At 62.5% G+C, this 15,591-nt stretch carries 12 protein-coding genes and 2 pseudogenes; all 14 read right to left on the reverse strand.

The features are described 5' to 3' along the window. Positions 1-5: 5 nt before the first annotated feature. The 14 genes and pseudogenes from BPET_RS21695 to BPET_RS21760 all read right to left on the reverse strand — a co-directional run bounded on the left by BPET_RS21695 (position 6) and on the right by BPET_RS21760 (position 15,527). Complete coding sequence (locus BPET_RS21695) at positions 6-767, reverse strand: TIGR03747 family integrating conjugative element membrane protein (protein ID WP_012205979.1); 762 nt, start codon at positions 765-767, stop codon at positions 6-8. Next, positions 764-2,948: pseudogene (traD, locus tag BPET_RS21700) on the reverse strand (type IV conjugative transfer system coupling protein TraD). Before traD ends, BPET_RS21695 begins: the two are co-directional and overlap by 4 nt. Positions 2,949-2,952: 4 nt before the next feature. After that, positions 2,953-3,501, reverse strand: coding sequence for an integrating conjugative element protein (locus BPET_RS21705; protein ID WP_012205977.1), 549 nt, complete (start codon positions 3,499-3,501; stop codon positions 2,953-2,955). Then, positions 3,498-4,103 carry a transglycosylase SLT domain-containing protein gene (locus BPET_RS21710; protein ID WP_012205976.1) on the reverse strand — a complete coding sequence of 202 codons (606 nt, stop codon included), beginning with the start codon at positions 4,101-4,103 and terminating at the stop codon, positions 3,498-3,500. Before BPET_RS21710 ends, BPET_RS21705 begins: the two co-directional genes overlap by 4 nt. Further along, positions 4,085-4,822, reverse strand: a complete 738-nt coding sequence (locus tag BPET_RS21715; protein ID WP_012205975.1) for a TIGR03759 family integrating conjugative element protein — start codon at positions 4,820-4,822, stop codon at positions 4,085-4,087. The genes BPET_RS21710 and BPET_RS21715 overlap by 19 nt, the downstream gene beginning before the upstream one ends. A gap of 14 nt (positions 4,823-4,836) precedes the next feature. Further along, positions 4,837-5,478, reverse strand: coding sequence for a hypothetical protein (locus BPET_RS21720; RefSeq protein ID WP_012205974.1), 642 nt, complete (start codon positions 5,476-5,478; stop codon positions 4,837-4,839). Then, the gene (gene pilL2 / locus BPET_RS21725; RefSeq protein ID WP_012205973.1) at positions 5,475-6,053 is read right to left on the reverse strand and encodes a PFGI-1 class ICE element type IV pilus protein PilL2; all 579 of its coding nucleotides are present in this window, start codon (positions 6,051-6,053) and stop codon (positions 5,475-5,477) included. The genes BPET_RS21720 and pilL2 overlap by 4 nt, the downstream gene beginning before the upstream one ends. A gap of 142 nt (positions 6,054-6,195) precedes the next feature. Then, positions 6,196-7,917, reverse strand: coding sequence for a UvrD-helicase domain-containing protein (locus tag BPET_RS21730; protein WP_081483032.1), 1,722 nt, complete (start codon positions 7,915-7,917; stop codon positions 6,196-6,198). Then, entirely contained in the window at positions 7,914-9,716 is a 1,803-nt protein-coding gene (locus tag BPET_RS21735; RefSeq protein WP_012205971.1) for an ATP-dependent nuclease, read from the reverse strand. Before BPET_RS21735 ends, BPET_RS21730 begins: the two co-directional genes overlap by 4 nt. A gap of 172 nt (positions 9,717-9,888) precedes the next feature. Beyond that, positions 9,889-11,892 (reverse strand): helicase-related protein, encoded by a 2,004-nt coding sequence (locus BPET_RS21740; RefSeq protein ID WP_456236342.1) that lies wholly within the window; start codon positions 11,890-11,892, stop codon positions 9,889-9,891. Between the two features lie 71 nt (positions 11,893-11,963). Next, complete coding sequence (locus BPET_RS21745; protein ID WP_012248428.1) at positions 11,964-13,784, reverse strand: reverse transcriptase domain-containing protein; 1,821 nt, start codon at positions 13,782-13,784, stop codon at positions 11,964-11,966. 603 nt (positions 13,785-14,387) lie between these two features. Beyond that, positions 14,388-14,705: pseudogene (locus tag BPET_RS21750) on the reverse strand (DEAD/DEAH box helicase); the annotation flags it as partial. Between the two features lie 135 nt (positions 14,706-14,840). Next, positions 14,841-15,146 (reverse strand): hypothetical protein, encoded by a 306-nt coding sequence (locus tag BPET_RS21755; RefSeq protein ID WP_008266046.1) that lies wholly within the window; start codon positions 15,144-15,146, stop codon positions 14,841-14,843. A gap of 69 nt (positions 15,147-15,215) precedes the next feature. Next, positions 15,216-15,527 (reverse strand): hypothetical protein, encoded by a 312-nt coding sequence (locus BPET_RS21760; RefSeq protein WP_012251142.1) that lies wholly within the window; start codon positions 15,525-15,527, stop codon positions 15,216-15,218. Positions 15,528-15,591 lie beyond the last annotated feature (64 nt).

Below are 15,591 nucleotides of genomic sequence, written 5' to 3' on the forward strand. Positions count from 1 at the left end.
ATGGCCTAGAGGTACTTCTTGAAGCTCCCTGCAGTCAGGCTCACGGCCAGCCCCAGCAAGCCGGCGCTGGGCAGCAGGATCAGCAGCGGATGCACCGAGATCGGCAGCGCCAGGTACGTGACCCAGGGCAGCACGGCCAGCGGCATCAGGCTCGCTTTCGCTCGGTGATAGATAAAGCCGGATTCCCGGCCTGCGCCGAACCGGCGCACATCCCGCCGTACCAAACCGTCGATCAGGCCGACGAAAGCGGCCGTGAAGATCAGCGGCAGCGTGAGCGCCAGGACCAGCAGGCGCACGAGGAAAGTAAGCGTCGTGAAGGCTGCGGCGATCAGGTAGCTCTCCGTCCAGACATAGACCTGGCTGATGAAGTAGCGGAAGTTGCGCCCTCCGTCCTGGTTTTTCCCCTGGCTGGGCGCGCGGGCGCGCTCGGCGGTCTGGCTCATGCGCTCCAGGAGCCCTGATCGCACGAACACCCATTCATAACCCGTGTCCACCAGCTCGTGCGCCGTTCGCCCCGGCTCCTGCACGACCACGCTGCGCGTGAAATGCTTGGACAGGTGCCCCAGCTCGTACTGCAACATTTGCTGGGAGTGCTGCCAGCCCTGGTCTTTCCAGAACAGGTGCATGCCGATGCACTCCATCAGGATCGAGAACAGCAGCGAGCCGACCAGCACCCCGAGCAGCCGGAGCGGCAAGGTGATGGTGCCGACGATCAAGCCCTGGCGGCGGTTCTGCTCGCGCTGCGCAGTCGAGGCGGCATCGCTCATGGCGCGGCCTCTTCGCTGGCCGTGTCGCCCGTGCCGGTGGTGGGTGTGGCGATGGCCGTCTCATCGAGCAGATCGTCCGGCAAGGCCGCGTCCTGCAAGACCGGGGAGCTGGTGAACTCCCACCACTGCGTGGCCTCGCTGTAGCTCTGGCGCATGTGCCCGGCCAGTTGCTGCAAGTCCGCCGGCATCACTTCATCCGGGTCTGGCGCCGGCAACGGCATACGCACCTTCCAAAGCTGACCGCCCTGCAGCAGCGCGAAGCACTGGCCTTTGGGCAGGCCGACGATGTGCGATGGCTCGATCATCGGCACGCTGGACATGCTGATGCGGTCTTGGGTGTTTGACGTAAAGTCTGTCGCTCCACGAATATCGGAGCTGTCGGTCGCGCCGCTGACGATGGTGGTCGTATAGACCTCGACCTTCGGCAATTGCCGGGTCAGCAATTCAGCGGTAGCCGTCTCGCGCACGCGCAGCATGAACAGGTTGTTGAAGTTGCCGATCACCTGACCGGCCTTCGCGCGGTTGCCAATGCGTGCTTCGATGTCCGAGAGCGTCTGTGTGTACGCGGTGACTTGCAGGCCAGCGCCGCCGCCCTTGTTGATCAGCGGGATGAACTCGTCGCCCATCAACTCGTTGAACTCATCGGCATGGACGTTGATCGGCACGCGCGAGCCAGCCGATGCGCCCGGCAGGCCGTCGTCGATCCCGTGCTTGTAGATGTGGCCGGCGACCGAAACCAGGTCGGAGAACATGGAATTGCCGACTGCGGCGGCGACCTCGGCGTCGGACAGCGCATCGAGGCCGACATAGACCACGGCGCGCTTTCGGATGACCTGCATCCAATCGAAGATCGGGCGTGGGTCGGCCAGGTCGGAGTAGTTCGGGGCCAGAAGCTGGGCGATCTTGCCGCTGGTGAGCTTCTCCAGCAGCGGCAGCAGCGATGCGACGATCTTGTCGAAGTAGGTCTTGTCGTAGCGCACTGCCGAGCGCAGGCCGTCGAGCACCGGGTCGTAGTTGCGCGCCTGCGAGAGGTACTGCTCCAGCGCCACCACGCGCTTTTCGCGCCCGATCATGTTGCGCGGGATGTTTTTCTCGTTGAGCTTGGCCTCGATCTGGACGATCACCTCCCAGGCCTTGGGCTCGGTCTTGGCGAAGTAGTGCTGGGCGTACTCGATGAACAGCGCGTCGATGTTGATGACGTGCCGCTGGATCAGCATGTAGTCCGGGCGCTGCCCCTGTTCCACTAAGGCGCGGGCGATGATATTAACGAAGCGCCAAGCGAACTCGCGAAACGCCGCGCTGTTGCCTTCGCCGGAGAGCTGTCCCGCGATGCGCGTGGCGAATTCCGAGATGCGTCCGAAGCGACCCACCGCGTTGTAGCGGGCGCTGATTTCCGGCCAGCCCAAATGGAAGATGTAGAACTCACCGTCGCGGCCCGCGCGCTTGGCCTCGACGTACATGCGCTTCAGGAGGTCGGCATCGCCCTTGGGGTCGATGACGATGACCACCTCATGTTCGCCAGCGGCGTTCTTGCGGCGGATGTCCTGCGTCACGAACAGCTCGGCGAGCCGCGTCTTGCCCACGCGCGTCGTGCCCAGCACCAGTGAATGCCCGACGCGCTCCCCTAGCGGCAGGCTGACGTCCACTTCCTCCGGCTCGATACCGTGAAGCCGCGGCAGGCCCCCCCACGGGCGGCAGCGGCCGCACAGGGTTGAAAGGCACATCCCAGCCTGTGAGCCTAGGCAGACGTGAAAGCGGAAACGGCGCGAACTCCAGCCGTGCCTCCAGGCGACGCGCCAGCCGGTAGGCCGGCGTCGGCTCCACGTAGCGGCGGAACTCCGGTCGGTACGTCTGCATCAGCCTATGGGTGTGCTTCTGCTCCCAGAGAAAACCCCGACCAATGAAGAGCCGCTGCTGGCTGACCGGCACGTCGCGGCTGGTCATCACGTAGCGCGGCAGGCGGCGGATGTTGCACCGGTACCGCAGGATAACTCGGGCATCGCGGTAGCGGATGGCACCGTAGGCGCCAAACGCCAGCGCGCTGCCGACACCCATCGCCGGACTCAGCGCGAGCGACCACGGGGCCACCAGGGACAGAAACGCGGCGCCTGCACACGCCGCGACGGTATAGAACTCCACCGCTGGGCGCAGCAGAACCTCGACCGGCTGTTTCCCCGACATGGCTTCATTGCTCGATGCCGGTGGCTGTGATCAGCACCGGGTAATGCCGCAGACCCAGGCGCTCGGCCAGGTCGTCACCGGCCACAGGCGCAAGGGGCACGCCGGGCACCAGGGCGCGCAGCCGTGCCAGGCCCTGCATGGTCTCGACGTTAACCACCAGGCCCACCGCGCCGCGCTCGCGCAGCGAGCCCGCCTGGCGAAGCAGCCAGGCGTGGGAAGCTTCGTCGTCGCCGACGACTACGAAAGGCCGCAGGCCCGGTGCCTCGATCACGCGCCGCGCGACGGTGCCAGGCGTGAGCTTGGCACTGCGCACCGGCAACATCGCGGCCTCATCCATGGGCGTGGCGGGCACCGGGAGCATCGGGATGGGCGGCCCGGCCGGAGCATTGGCGCGCGGCTGAAGGTTCAGAGCCTCGTAGTACGGCAGCGCCGACGTGCCGCCACGGTCTTCGACGACGATCAGGGGCTCTCCGGCGCGCGAGGCCAGTGGCAGAGCCGCCAGCAGCACGAGCAGGCCCTTCAGTGTGAGATGGGTCAAATGGCATGTTTTCATGGGGTGCTCTCCTGGTGCACGGCGATGGCCGCGGCGGTTGGGTGTGTGCCCTGCACACGGGCAAGGTGGCGCGACACGCTGCGCCGGTAACGAGCCGCAGGTTCTCCGCCCGCAGGACGGTGGTAGCGACCGATCGCCGGCAACCAGTCCTCGCCCGAGGTGTGCTGCTCTTTCAGGATTTCAGCGGCGATGGCGAGGTTGCTGTATGGGTCGAGCAGGTCGCACGGGCTGGCGTAGCGCTGCTGGTGGTAGCCGAGGTTGATCTGGCCCAGGCCCGCGTCGATGCGTGTGTGCGGCGTGGCGCGCATTGCCTGCTGCAAACCAGCGCAGGCGTCGGCACGGGTGGTGAAGCGGCGCGACTGACCGGCGACGTTGAGGGACCACGGCCACGGGACGATGCGCCCGTTGCGGCGGATGCCGCTTTCCTGCAAAGCCACGGCGTAGAGCACCGTCGAGGGGATGCCCGCGCGCTGTGCGGCAAGCTGGTAAGCCGGTGGCGGAAGCTCCTGGGCATGGGCGGCGCAGGCGCACAGGCCCGCCGCGATCACCAGTGCGCGCAAGCACTGCGAAACGGAGGTGGCCGCTATGGCTGGCGCTGCCATTGACCGTTCACCTCGCGCACGACCGCAGGAAGGTCTCCGGGCAAGCTCAGCGACAGCCACCGCCCGCCATCATGGTTGAGCGTGATGCCACCGCTGCGCACGCGCGCCGGATCGACGTTCGCACGCTTGGCCCAGTCGCGGATGCGCGTGTCGTCTTGGCGGCTGCCGACCATGTACAGGTCGAACTCGGTGCCGGAGGATTGCAGGCGCTGCACGAGTTGCCCGCAGGCCGCGCAGCCGTCCTTGACGAACACGGCCGTGCGGCCTGAACCGCGCAAGGGATTGGCGCTTGTGCCGGCGCCGGGTTTTTCGTCAGGCAGGTTCACCCGCTGCATGCCGGGACTCAGGCGCTGCCAGGCCTGGTCGTAGGCACGCTGGTAGGCGAGCAGCTTCTCGATACGGCGCGCCTCGACCTGCACCTGCAGCTCTGCGTAGCGGCGCCGTTCCTCGTCGGTGCGCGCCTCGATTCCCAGGGCGGACAGTGGGTCCAGGTTGGGCGAGTAGATGCCCAACGGCCCGTCCATCAGCTCGCGATAGCGAGCCCACTCCTGCGGTTGCAGGCCCCAGTCGCCTGCCACTCGGTCGTCCAGGGAGCGAGTAACCAGCGGGCGCTCCTGGCTGTGCGCACTGCCGGCGGGAGCCGTGGCCGGCTGCTGCGCCCAGGCGGGCAACTGGGCAGACGCGAGCAGGAGCGCGGAAAGGATGATCGACGGTTTCATGTCGTGCGCTCCGCTCAAGGAATCGCCATGCGACGGGTCTGGTCGCCGGCCTGAAACACCGCAGTGTTGCCCTCGACTGCCTGCAGGCGCCACGGGCCGACGGCATCGCCGGGAAGCAGCACTTGAAGCTGGTCGGGCGTGAAGTTCCCGTTATTCGGTGTGACGGACAGGCTGCGCTGGCCGGCGCGAAGTTCGGCGCCGACGATGCGGAACGGCAGTGGCGGCGGTTCTGGTTTGGCGGTGGGCCTGCTCGGTGAGCGCGGCTGGGCGGGCGCTGCGGCACGCAGGGCGCTTGGGCGTGCCTTGATCTGCTCGACTTCCGCACGAAGCGCCTGAAGGTCTTCGGCAGCGGCATAGCCGCTCAGCGTTGTCTCGACCTGGGCGGCGCGTGCTTCCAGGCGTTCGCGGGTATCTTTGAGGTCTGCCGCTGTTGCGACGACTGGACGCTGCTGGATGGCCTCAATGGTCTCGGCCAGGCCCACCGCCTGCGCTTCGAGACGTTGCAGGCGGGAATCAAGCAGCGTCTGGTCGGCCTGGTCGTTCATGGTCTGGTAGCTCAGGGCAGCGAAAACGCTGAGGCTGATCAGCCAGAGCCACATTAGGCTCTGCAACACCACGGCGGAGATCGGGCGCCGGGGAGCCTGCGCGGTATTCATGGCTGGCCTCCCGAAACCGAAGGCATCAGCGGAAACGTCTGCACCGCCTCGGCAACAGGCGGCTCGTGTGCGTGCTCGGCGGTCGCACTGCCTCCAGGCTGCTCAAAGCAAATCTGCCGTGCCCGTTCATCCGCATGCAGTTCCCAGGCCGGGCCGGCCAGGGTGAGCAGCGCATCGCGCAAGGTCATGGGGCCAAGATGCCGGTGCGCCGCCGGCAGCGGCAGCGCATACAACTCGGTCACGGCGCTGGGCGTCTCGCAAAGCTGGTAGCCACTGCGTTTGAGCACATGCCGCAGCCCATCGCCCACCGTGGCGCGGGCATCCTCGGGCATGGACACGTCGATGGTCTGCAACAGCAAGTCACGCTGCGCCGCCGTGGGTGCCAGCTCGACCAGCGTGTAGCGGCCATAGCGCACGACGGGAATGAACTCGGGTGCCTCGGGTTCGGGAGCGGAGGAGACGCCTTCTATGGCGTCTGGCACCAGCGGCGCGGTGGTGGTCGCGCAGCCGCTGGCCAGCGCTGCGGCCAGGAGACCAGCGCCGACCAGACGCCGGGATACAGGGATTGCGGGCATGGCATCGGCTCTTCTGTTGCGATGCCGATACCTTGGCGGAGCGCCGTTGAGCGGTCAGCTAGGAATGCGGACTGATGGACGACCGCTTTTTCAGAAACATGCGAAGACCGTGCTGATTTGGACAGTACTCGCTACCAGCTGATTACAAAAAAATGCTGCGGTCTCCCGATGGCGTCAGGATTGTTGCTCTCTTCATAGCTCTTGTGACTGCGACCCGCAGTGCCAAAAGGGCTTGGCTTTGACGAGAAGTATCTGCATTCGCAGGCACAATTCGTCCAGCATATCGCCCTTCGTAAATCAGTACCTCGTCAAACTCCTTACCCTTTGCTTTGTGAATGGTCATGAGATGAACTCCACGCCATTCCTTGGCGGCTGCTGTGAAATGCTCCTGCAGCAAAGCGCCCCGGACAGCTTCGATAGCGCCGACATACTGTCCTTGGGATCTCCAAAGCTCTGACAAAGACGCCCGCAGGTTTGAGCCCTTGTGAAGCAGGCGGAGATACTTGGCATCAGCGGCAACGCGCGACAGTTGGCCAACGGCAGACGTCGCGAGAAGCCCCCGCGCAGTCAACCAGTCTTCTTCAGGATGGCCGGTGAATACGACGTCCTGGCGAAGCGCTGCTAGGCGCGCGCACTCGCTGATCAACGCTTGGCGATTCTTGCCGCGGATCTTTCCGGAGACCAAGTATTGGTCGATGGCGTCGGCCATGTCGAGTTCCGCCTGCGCAGGGCGTTTGGTGCCACTGCGGCCCCGGATGTGGGTATGTAAGGCGGAGAGTAGCCGCGCAGCCAGAAGCTCCGAAGGGCCTCCTTCCATTAGCGTGGCGATGACGTTTGCCGCAAGCGCCGGGGATTCCGCGTCCATCGCCACCTCGTGGCGAAGGTTGGGCATGCCATCGGACTCCGCGGAGAGGTAGTCGGACACTTGAAGCATGAAGGCCTTGGATGGGACGAGCACTGCGATGGACCAGGCCGGCTCCTTGCGAAGTCGCTTGATTGCCTGGATGAGCTGGGCCTTCGCATGGAAATGCGGACCCCTTCCGTAGTACACGCCGTACTCGACCACCGACACATTGGCATAGACGGCGCCCTTGTTTTTCCCGGTGAGAAAGTCTGAACCGTACGTTGCGATGTCGGTTCCGGCACTGCGATGATTCTCCCCTTCAAACTCGACTGGCAAGGGGTCGAACTGGTCCACGAATTCCTTGAGCCGCTGAGGATCGGCGCCGCGGAATTCGTAAATACGCTGGTCGGGGTCGGCCAAGGCAATGATCCTGCAGCCGCGTCCAAGCTCGCGGACCATCGCCCATTCGTCGGCGTTCGTGTCCTGGAACTCGTCCACGACGAGTATCGGGTAGGTCGCTGTGTAGATACCTGCCAGCCGCCGGCTGCGGCGCAGCAGTTCAGCCGTCAACTGGGCGAAGAGGTCGAAGTGGAGCAGCCCCTCTTCATGGAAAAGGCGCAACTTCTCCTGGTGATGCTGCTCCTTGGCAAAGTGAGCCAAGCGCGCGGAGCCCTCGGGAGGTGGTAGGAGCTGGAGCGGCTTTCCGTTGCTGAGCAGATAGCCATGACTTCGCAGAACGCTCCATGCGAAGCCGTGATAGGTGTTGACATCTAGAAGTCTCAGATCATCCGCGGTGATGAGTTCCTTGGCTTTCTCAAGGACCCGTGCCACTGTGGGCCTCGCGAAGCTGAGAAACAGGATGCGCTGGCCTGATAGGAGCTTTGCTGATCGAATCTCGTCCCTGGCTTTGACCAGGGCGACATGCGTCTTTCCGGAGCCTGGACCACCCATGGCGAGCACGTGCCCCGTGCTTTGCAGAAAGTCCCTCTTCTGCGGTGTCCAGTCTTGTTCGACCGTCATAACTCTTCGTCATCGAACGGTGCTGCCGCCGCTGACGGCACGGGTGGCAGCGGCGGAGGTTCGACGGTGATGTGGATCACCCGCAGCGTGTCCCGGACATACTGCGGCATCTCCGCCTCGGTGCAGCACCCGAGCAAGTCGCCGGCATCGCCGCTTCCCTTGGCCCAGCCAAAGAATTGCCGCAATGCGTCGCGAATTTGCTCCACGGTCTGGGCGGCGTTAGGAGTTTTGGCGATCAGATGGTTCGGCCACGCGTTCTCCGCGACGAGGCTGAGCGCATATCGACGAAGGGCTGCCTCCGCGGTGTGGTGCAGCACTACGTTCTCGAAACCTTTCTCGGCAGATTCAAATGAGTGGTGCACGGCGGCCTTGATGGCAGCGGAAGCGGCTGGTTCCTGCTTGTCGAACACAGCAAAGACCGTCTTGCCCAAGTCTCTAAAGAACTTGCCGAGAGGCGCAACCTGCGCATCGGTTTGCGCATCGATGACGGCCACCCCCAGGGCCTCAAGCGTCTTGTATTCTGTGGGGTTCAAGTCGTTAAGCCGGCGCGCCGCTGCAGGTATCGCATCGAACTCCGTTCGACCTTCGACAACAAGTACATATCGGGCAAGCAGCGCTTCACAGAAGCGGGCCCTGAACTCTGCCTTGTATGCCTTGGGCTTGACCGCTGGTGGGTATGTCGCCAGCATCGCAGAAAGCTTTCCCCCGTCACGCCGCAGCACATGCATCTCGGACGGCGCGAATTCTTCGAGCACATAGGGCGAGTGCGACGTGAAAAGCGCCTGTGCCGACGTCTCGCGCACGCTGTTAACGATGCGCTTCTGGGTATGTGGCGGAAGGGCGATCTCGGGCTCCTCCATCGCGAAGATGACGTTCTGCTTCAGGCCCGCGATGATGGATAGCAGCGCCAGCACCAGTGTATTGATCGTGCCGGTGCCCTGATGGTGATATGGCGCGCAATAGGTGCTGCCGTCCGGACGCTTCGCGCCGGTGCCCATGAAAACGGTCAAATCCTTGCGCAGGGCCTCTCTAGTGAGATCCGACACGCGCATGTGAGGTTCCTCTGCCCAGTCAGAAGGAACGAATCGGCGAACAGCGTCCTGGACGTCCTTCAAGAGCGGGGCGATGCCGAGTTCCGGCTTATCGGCCACGGGGAGTTTGCGCAACTCGTTCAGCAGGTCTTCCCACATCGTCACGCGCTTGTCTTGAAGCCTGAGGATGACATCAAGCAACGACCCGCGCTCCAGGCTCAATGCCCGCGCCCCTGTCCTCAGCGTCCGGAGGTACAGGAAGCCGCACTTGCGCTTGTCGGTCGTTTTGAAAGTTGGGTGAGTACCTTCAGCTAGCACTGGGGTCGCGAAGAAAGTATTGCCCGTGAAGTCGTCTTCTTCCTTGTCGTAGCGACCCTCGAAAAACACCCGCAGCGCGGCCGACACGTCTGACGCATCCGTGCCTTCCGGGGGCGGGCCTACGAGTAGCGTCTTTTCCGTGGCGGACCACCACTCGATGTGGTCACGAAAGTGTCGCTGCTGCTCGGCGGACAGGTCACTGACGATAACTTCAATCCGAATGAGAACCGGATCTCCCTCTTCATCCAGGTAGCGCCCGGCGTGGAAGTCGTGCTCGTCGATGACGGGTCTTCGGGAGAGCCGTTCCGGGCCGAGGACGAGATCTATGGCCTCCAGCAGCGTTGACTTCCCGACGTTGTTGTCACCGAGAAATACGCTGTGGCCTGACAGCGTCACGATGCCGGATTCAATCCCACGAAACTTTTCGACCTTGACTTTTGCAATCTGCATTGGCTCCCCCGATTCTGCTCATGTGAGTTTAGCCAGTAACCAATCGTTTCTCCAAAGAGAGTCCACACTGAATCTGAAAGGACGCAGCCACGTCCTGCGGAGACTGCGGGACGTGGCTGCAAGGTGGGAAGAACAGAAAGCCGGCGGCGCTAGGCCGGCGATGGCGTGGAAATTAGGTAGCGACCAACTGCCGAGCCAGTGCGACCTCGACGGAATCACCGTCCTGGTTCAGAACATCCAGCCCCGATTCGGGCACATCGCCCGAGGTGGACTGCGAGACCATGATCTTCTTGGCCATCAGTTCCAGGCAGGTCATCTGCGAGGAACCGGCGTAGCCGAGGTAGATCACGCGCACGGGCTGTTTCTGCCCAATGCGCCAGGAGCGGCGTGCTGCCTGTTGGAGCGAGTACACGTTGTAGCCACTTTGCATGAACACAATCGTCGGGAACTCCAGCAGGTCCAGCCCCGTCTTGACCAGCTCGGGATTGGTGACGAGCACGTCGATGCCCCGGTCCAGTTGCTCGGCGATCCAGTCCTCGCGGCGGCTGGCATCCACGCTTGCGCGCAGTACCGCCACCTTGAATCCTTCCTGCTCCAGCAGCCCCTTCAGGCGTGACGTGGTGTCGCGCGTTCCGGTATAGACCGTGTAGGCCAGAACCTTGCGCCCCTGTTCCTTCTCCGCTTTGCAGATGTCGATCAGCTCGCGCTCCTTGGGGCTGATCTCGAACTCATTGAACTGAGCCGGGACAAACGCCAAGGTGTTGCGCGTGCGCGGATGCACCACGGTCTCCGACCGGAAGCAGCAATCCGGCCAGGCCAATAGCACGTTGAGCACCACCCCCAGCAAGGTCGTATCGCGTCGCGCCAGAGCCTGTTTCAGTTCTGCGGTCAGCCGACCCGCCAGATCGCGGTAGGCCGCAGCTTGCGCCACGTCCATCTGGACTTCACGAAACTCCTCGTCATACGGCGGCAGGACGTTGCCACCGATGTCCTTGAGCTTGAGGAAAATCGTAAACGGCAGGATGCAGCGCAAGACGCCTTTCGGGCCGAAGCCGGGAGCCTTGACCGTGCGCACCGATACCTTGGTGCCTTTGGCTGTCTTGTGCGCCGTGCCGGCGCTCTCGGAGTAGATGTCCTTGAGGACGCCGTGATCGCGCATGAATGCCATCGCAGCCGAGGTCATGCTGCCGCTCGTGGTCGGGCGGTAGCCGTCTTCGATCATCCGTCCGGGCAGTGCCCGGAACAGCAGGTAGAACAGATCATCGCCGTAGCCGCCCATCAGCGTGCCGGTCAGCAGCAAGGTCTTGCGAGCCTTCGCCGCCAGCACGCCCATGGCCTGGCCCTGGGCACTGCCACCGTTCTTGTACTCGTGCGCCTCGTCGGCGATGAGCAGGTCGAACGTGCCTTGCGGTAGGTAGCGTTTGATGAACTCGGACGGTTGGTAGCCGCCTTCGCCAAAGCCAAACTCCATGTTGGCCATCGCACGTTCCATGCGCGTGGCCTGACGGTCGGAAAACACCAGCTCGCCGTTGCCATCCATGAGGTTGATGAACTCATGGATGTTGTCGCCCAGCATCGAGGCCAGGAAGCCGTCACCGAACTTCTGCATCAGCTTCTGTGCAGTGACTTCCCCGATGGTCGGGATGCGCTTCAAGGCTTTGAGGACGACCGAGGACTGGTCGCTGCCGGACAGGCTACGCGGGCGGATCAGCGTCCACAGGGGCGCGGCGCAGTGGCTGCACTTCCTGCGGGACTCCTCGGCTTCGAGCGCGACCGGGTTGACCGGCTCGCCGTCGAGGTCGGTGATGAGTGTGCCGCAGTCCGGGCAGGCTGCCACGTCGCCGTGGCGGGTGCGCCGCTGGGTGAAGACAGGTTTCCAGTGGAACCCCATCCGCATCCTGACGCGCCCCAGGATGAAAAACTCCTGGCCCGTGGGCTGCACACCCAACTGCTCGCGCAGCTTGATGAGCTTGACCAGCGTGTCCGGGCCATTGAGCACCCAGACCTTGGCGCCGGCCACCGTCTCCTGGATCTCACGCCGCCACTTGTAAACCAGGTGGGGAGGCGAAAGCACCAGGGTGCGGCGGTAGCCTTCGGCGTTGAGCACGGCGGCCGTGGCGATGCCGACGGTCGTGTAGGGTAGGCTGCGGGCGTCCCGTAAAGGATCACCCGTCAGCCCCCCTCCGAACCGGACTTACACCTTTCAGCGTATCCGGCTCTCCACTTACTTGACTAGGAACAGTCCTTTCAAAGAACGCCTGCGTGTAGCTTCTGATGGCAAGGAACGCACAGCACCAAAGTCTTGCGACGGCGCCATGACATCACCTGTGGCCAGAGGTACTTCCCTTTGTCCACGTCCTTCAGCTTCCGAATGTGATGCACTTGGAAACTGCCTTCGGTGGTCCCGCAGTACTCGCACTTCCTCGCTTCGAGCCGCTGGATCAACTCCGAGCGGCTATGCGTGAAAACCCAAGTCTTGGGGGGTAGGTCAATACTCTGGAACGTGATGGGTTCTTTCCTTATGTCTTTCAGGCTGTAGATGGGAAAAGTGTGGGAGTCCGAGTTACCCCGAACAGCCAGTACGTATCCACCCTGGCGCTTCATGCTCCGCGCTACCTTCGTGACGGTCGAACGACGTTTTGCCGCCAATGTCTTCCACAAACTCGTCAACCAGAGGTGATGGAGCTTGTTCAGGACACGACTGACGCTGTTCGCCAAACCGTAGTAGTTGGCAAGGCCTCGCATTTCAGCGTTGTAGGTTTGAACGATTTCCGCTTCGCTCAGTGAGATCAGTTCGCTCCTGTGCGTGGGGGTGTGAGCGTCATAGACGCCGTAGCCCTTTCGCTGGCAGAAACTACGCAGCTTTTCAGCCGGTACGTGCAATTGCATCCGCTCGGATACGCTGCGTGCTGTGATGCTCCGTCCTGAACGGACGGTGCGCACGTTGCGATCACCGGAGTACGTGCGAACGTCGTACCCCAGAAAGCGAACTCCGTCCGATGCGTGAACCACACCGGACTTTTCCTCAGCGATCTCCAAGTGCAGTTTGTCGCTGATGAAACCTGCGACTCGCTGCATGACGGTTACCGCCTCGTCCCGACTGCCGATGATGCCGATCAGAAAATCATCGGCATACCGGACATACACCAGACGCCGGTAATTGGCGTCCATCGGGTCGGAGCTGCTCAGTGCCTTGCGGCGTAGATAAAGTTCGGCCAATTCACGCTTCGCTTCCTCGACCTTTGGCGAGTCGCCATCGGCTTTGTAGGCATCAATGCGTTTCATCAACCGTTCAATTGCACCACTGATCCGCTTGTACTCGCGGTTCGACGCCCGGCGGTTTCCTCGGTTGAATTCGGCCTTCAACCCTGCAACGTACTCGTCGAGTTCGTGCAAGTAGATGTTGGCCAAGACCGGGGAGACAACTCCGCCTTGCGGTGTCCCGCTGAAGGTGTCATGGAACTTCCAGTCCTCCATGTAGCCCGCCTTCAGCATCGAATGAATCAGCCCAAGAAAGCGCTTATCGTCAATGCGTTTGGCAAGCACATCCACCAGAACTTCATGGTCGATGTTGTCGAAGTAACCTTTGATATCCATGTTCACGATCCACTTCATGCCCGTCCATTTCTGCCGGACTTGCATGAGAGCGGTGTGGCACGAACGCCCGTTGCGAAAACCGTGCGAGTCGTCGGAAAAGACCGGCTCGTAGATCTTCACGAGAAGCATCCGTACAACCTCCTGTACCAGCTTGTCATCCCCAGTGGGGATGCCGAGCGGACGGGTTTTCCCATTGCTCTTTGGAATGAGGACTCGCCTCACGGGCTTGAAGCGATAATTACCGCTTTTGACGGCGGCCATCAGGCCGGCCAGCCGCTCGTAGGACATACCATCCAGTGACGAGCCATCTACGCCGGCCGTTGTTGCACCGGAATTCGCATAGATGTTGACATACGCCTGCTTCCACAGGATTGGGTTTTCCATGAGACGACTAAGGCCGTTGATGCGCTTGCCCTGTTGAGACAAGATTCCCAGCGCATCCAACCTTCGATTAGTAGTGTCGGTTAGCATCAGCACAACCTCCTTTTCGATGAGTTGGTTACAGATAAGCTGTCTTCCTTCCCCCCGGACAGTGGGCCTTTCACGCGCATTGCTGCTCGCTTATAGCCATGTCGGTGCCGCTTACTGCTGCGGCCAGCAACCTCCATTACAGAGGCCACATCGGGTAATACGAAGACTCCGTCGCCATGCAGGTCTTACGACCTGTTTAGGCGATCCCGCATTTACGCTTAGACAAAGATGCGACGTGGTTAGGTCGTCCGTTCGTTCCGTAATCCCCTGATCGGGGTTGCGCTCGCGATACTGGTTTGTGGGAGAGGCAAAACATTTCCCACAACTCGCGAGTCTGGCGTTTCAGCTACTTTCGCCAGCGTCGGGACTGGTAGACCGCTTGGAACTAGACTTCAGGCAATTCAGCTTTGACCATACACGTCTTACTCTGGCCCGCCCCCGCTAATAGCTGTTGGGTAAAAGGCCTTTTCCGAACATGCTGCACTCCCCCCTTCCTTTCGGAATTCAAGCCCTTGCAGGCAGGGATAAGTCCGGTGAGTACAGGGCATTCCAGTAGCCCTGGTAGCTTGCGCTACGCTTCTTCTAAGCGCCGATACGGCGCACCTTGCCGCAGCCCATTTCGCCATTGACGATCGCAGCGCGCTCGCCTTGATCGACCAGCAGCTCGGCGGCGGCATGGACAACTTCAGCCTGGGCCTGGAACAGCTTGCGCTTGAGGCTGGCAACGACGAGTTGCCGCTGCGCCTGTGCTTGACCGGCATAGACCGGCGGGTTGGCGCGGTTGAGAGAATCGAGCAGTTCGTCGCCGAACTCGCCGACGAAAACCTGAAGGCTCAGGGTCAGAGGGTTGGATTCCGCTTCGAGCAGTTCGCCCTGTACGGGCGCTGCATCGTTGGCGGTGGTGTTGAGATCAACGGACATGGTGATGCTCCAAAGAAAAATGGGACATGCACCACCCCAGCGGGGCGATGGCATGCCCCGTGGTGGGAAGAGAGACGGCGAACCGTCGGTGGTTGGACAGTGCAGGCGCTCGTGGCCTGCGGTGACAACTCGCGGTCAGTACTCGGACGGCAGCACGATGCGGGTCGCGCTGCGATCTGCTTCGGTGAAGATGCGGATGCTCAGGTCACGGGTGACGACGTAAAACGAATCGAGGCGTTCACCAGACTCCAACGCAGCGTTGTTCTGTTGCCATTGGTAGTCGGCGACGTCGCCCCAGTCGCCACGCATGTGGCGTTCGAAAAACGGCATGGGATCGAGCCGGCCTTCGTTCATCAGGCGTTCGACGCCTTCGCTGAACTCCAGTGCACCGATCTCGAACAGCCGTTTGCGGCGATGCTTGTCATGTTGGTTGGATGTCATGTGGCTTTCTTCTGAGTAGAGGGGCTACAGCACCATTGAGGGGTGTCGGTGGCCCCGCGTTGGAGAAGATCAGTACTCGCTGGGCAACAGCAGCGTGGTGACGCTGCGATCCCATTCGGTGATGATCCAGAGCTTCAGGCCGGGTGTGACCTGGTAGGAAGAGAACAGGCGATCCTCACCGGACTTCAGCGCGGCATCGTTCTGCCGCCTGTCGCTGTCGTCGAGGTCGCCCCAGTCGCCACCGAGGTGGCGGCGCAGATACGGAATCGGGTTGAATTGGCCCTGTTGGATCAGGTCATCGACGCCGCAGGTCATGACCACCTGGCCGGGCGAGAAGCGCAGGCTCGGGGTCTGGCTGATGGAAAGTGCTTGGGCTGCCATGGAAGGCTCCTGGAGATGGAGGGGCCACGGCACCCCATCGGGGCGACTGGACCCCGGTGGGTGG

The sequence above is a fragment of the Bordetella petrii genome, assembly GCF_000067205.1.
Classification (GTDB): Bacteria; Pseudomonadota; Gammaproteobacteria; order Burkholderiales; family Burkholderiaceae_B; genus Bordetella_A; species Bordetella_A petrii.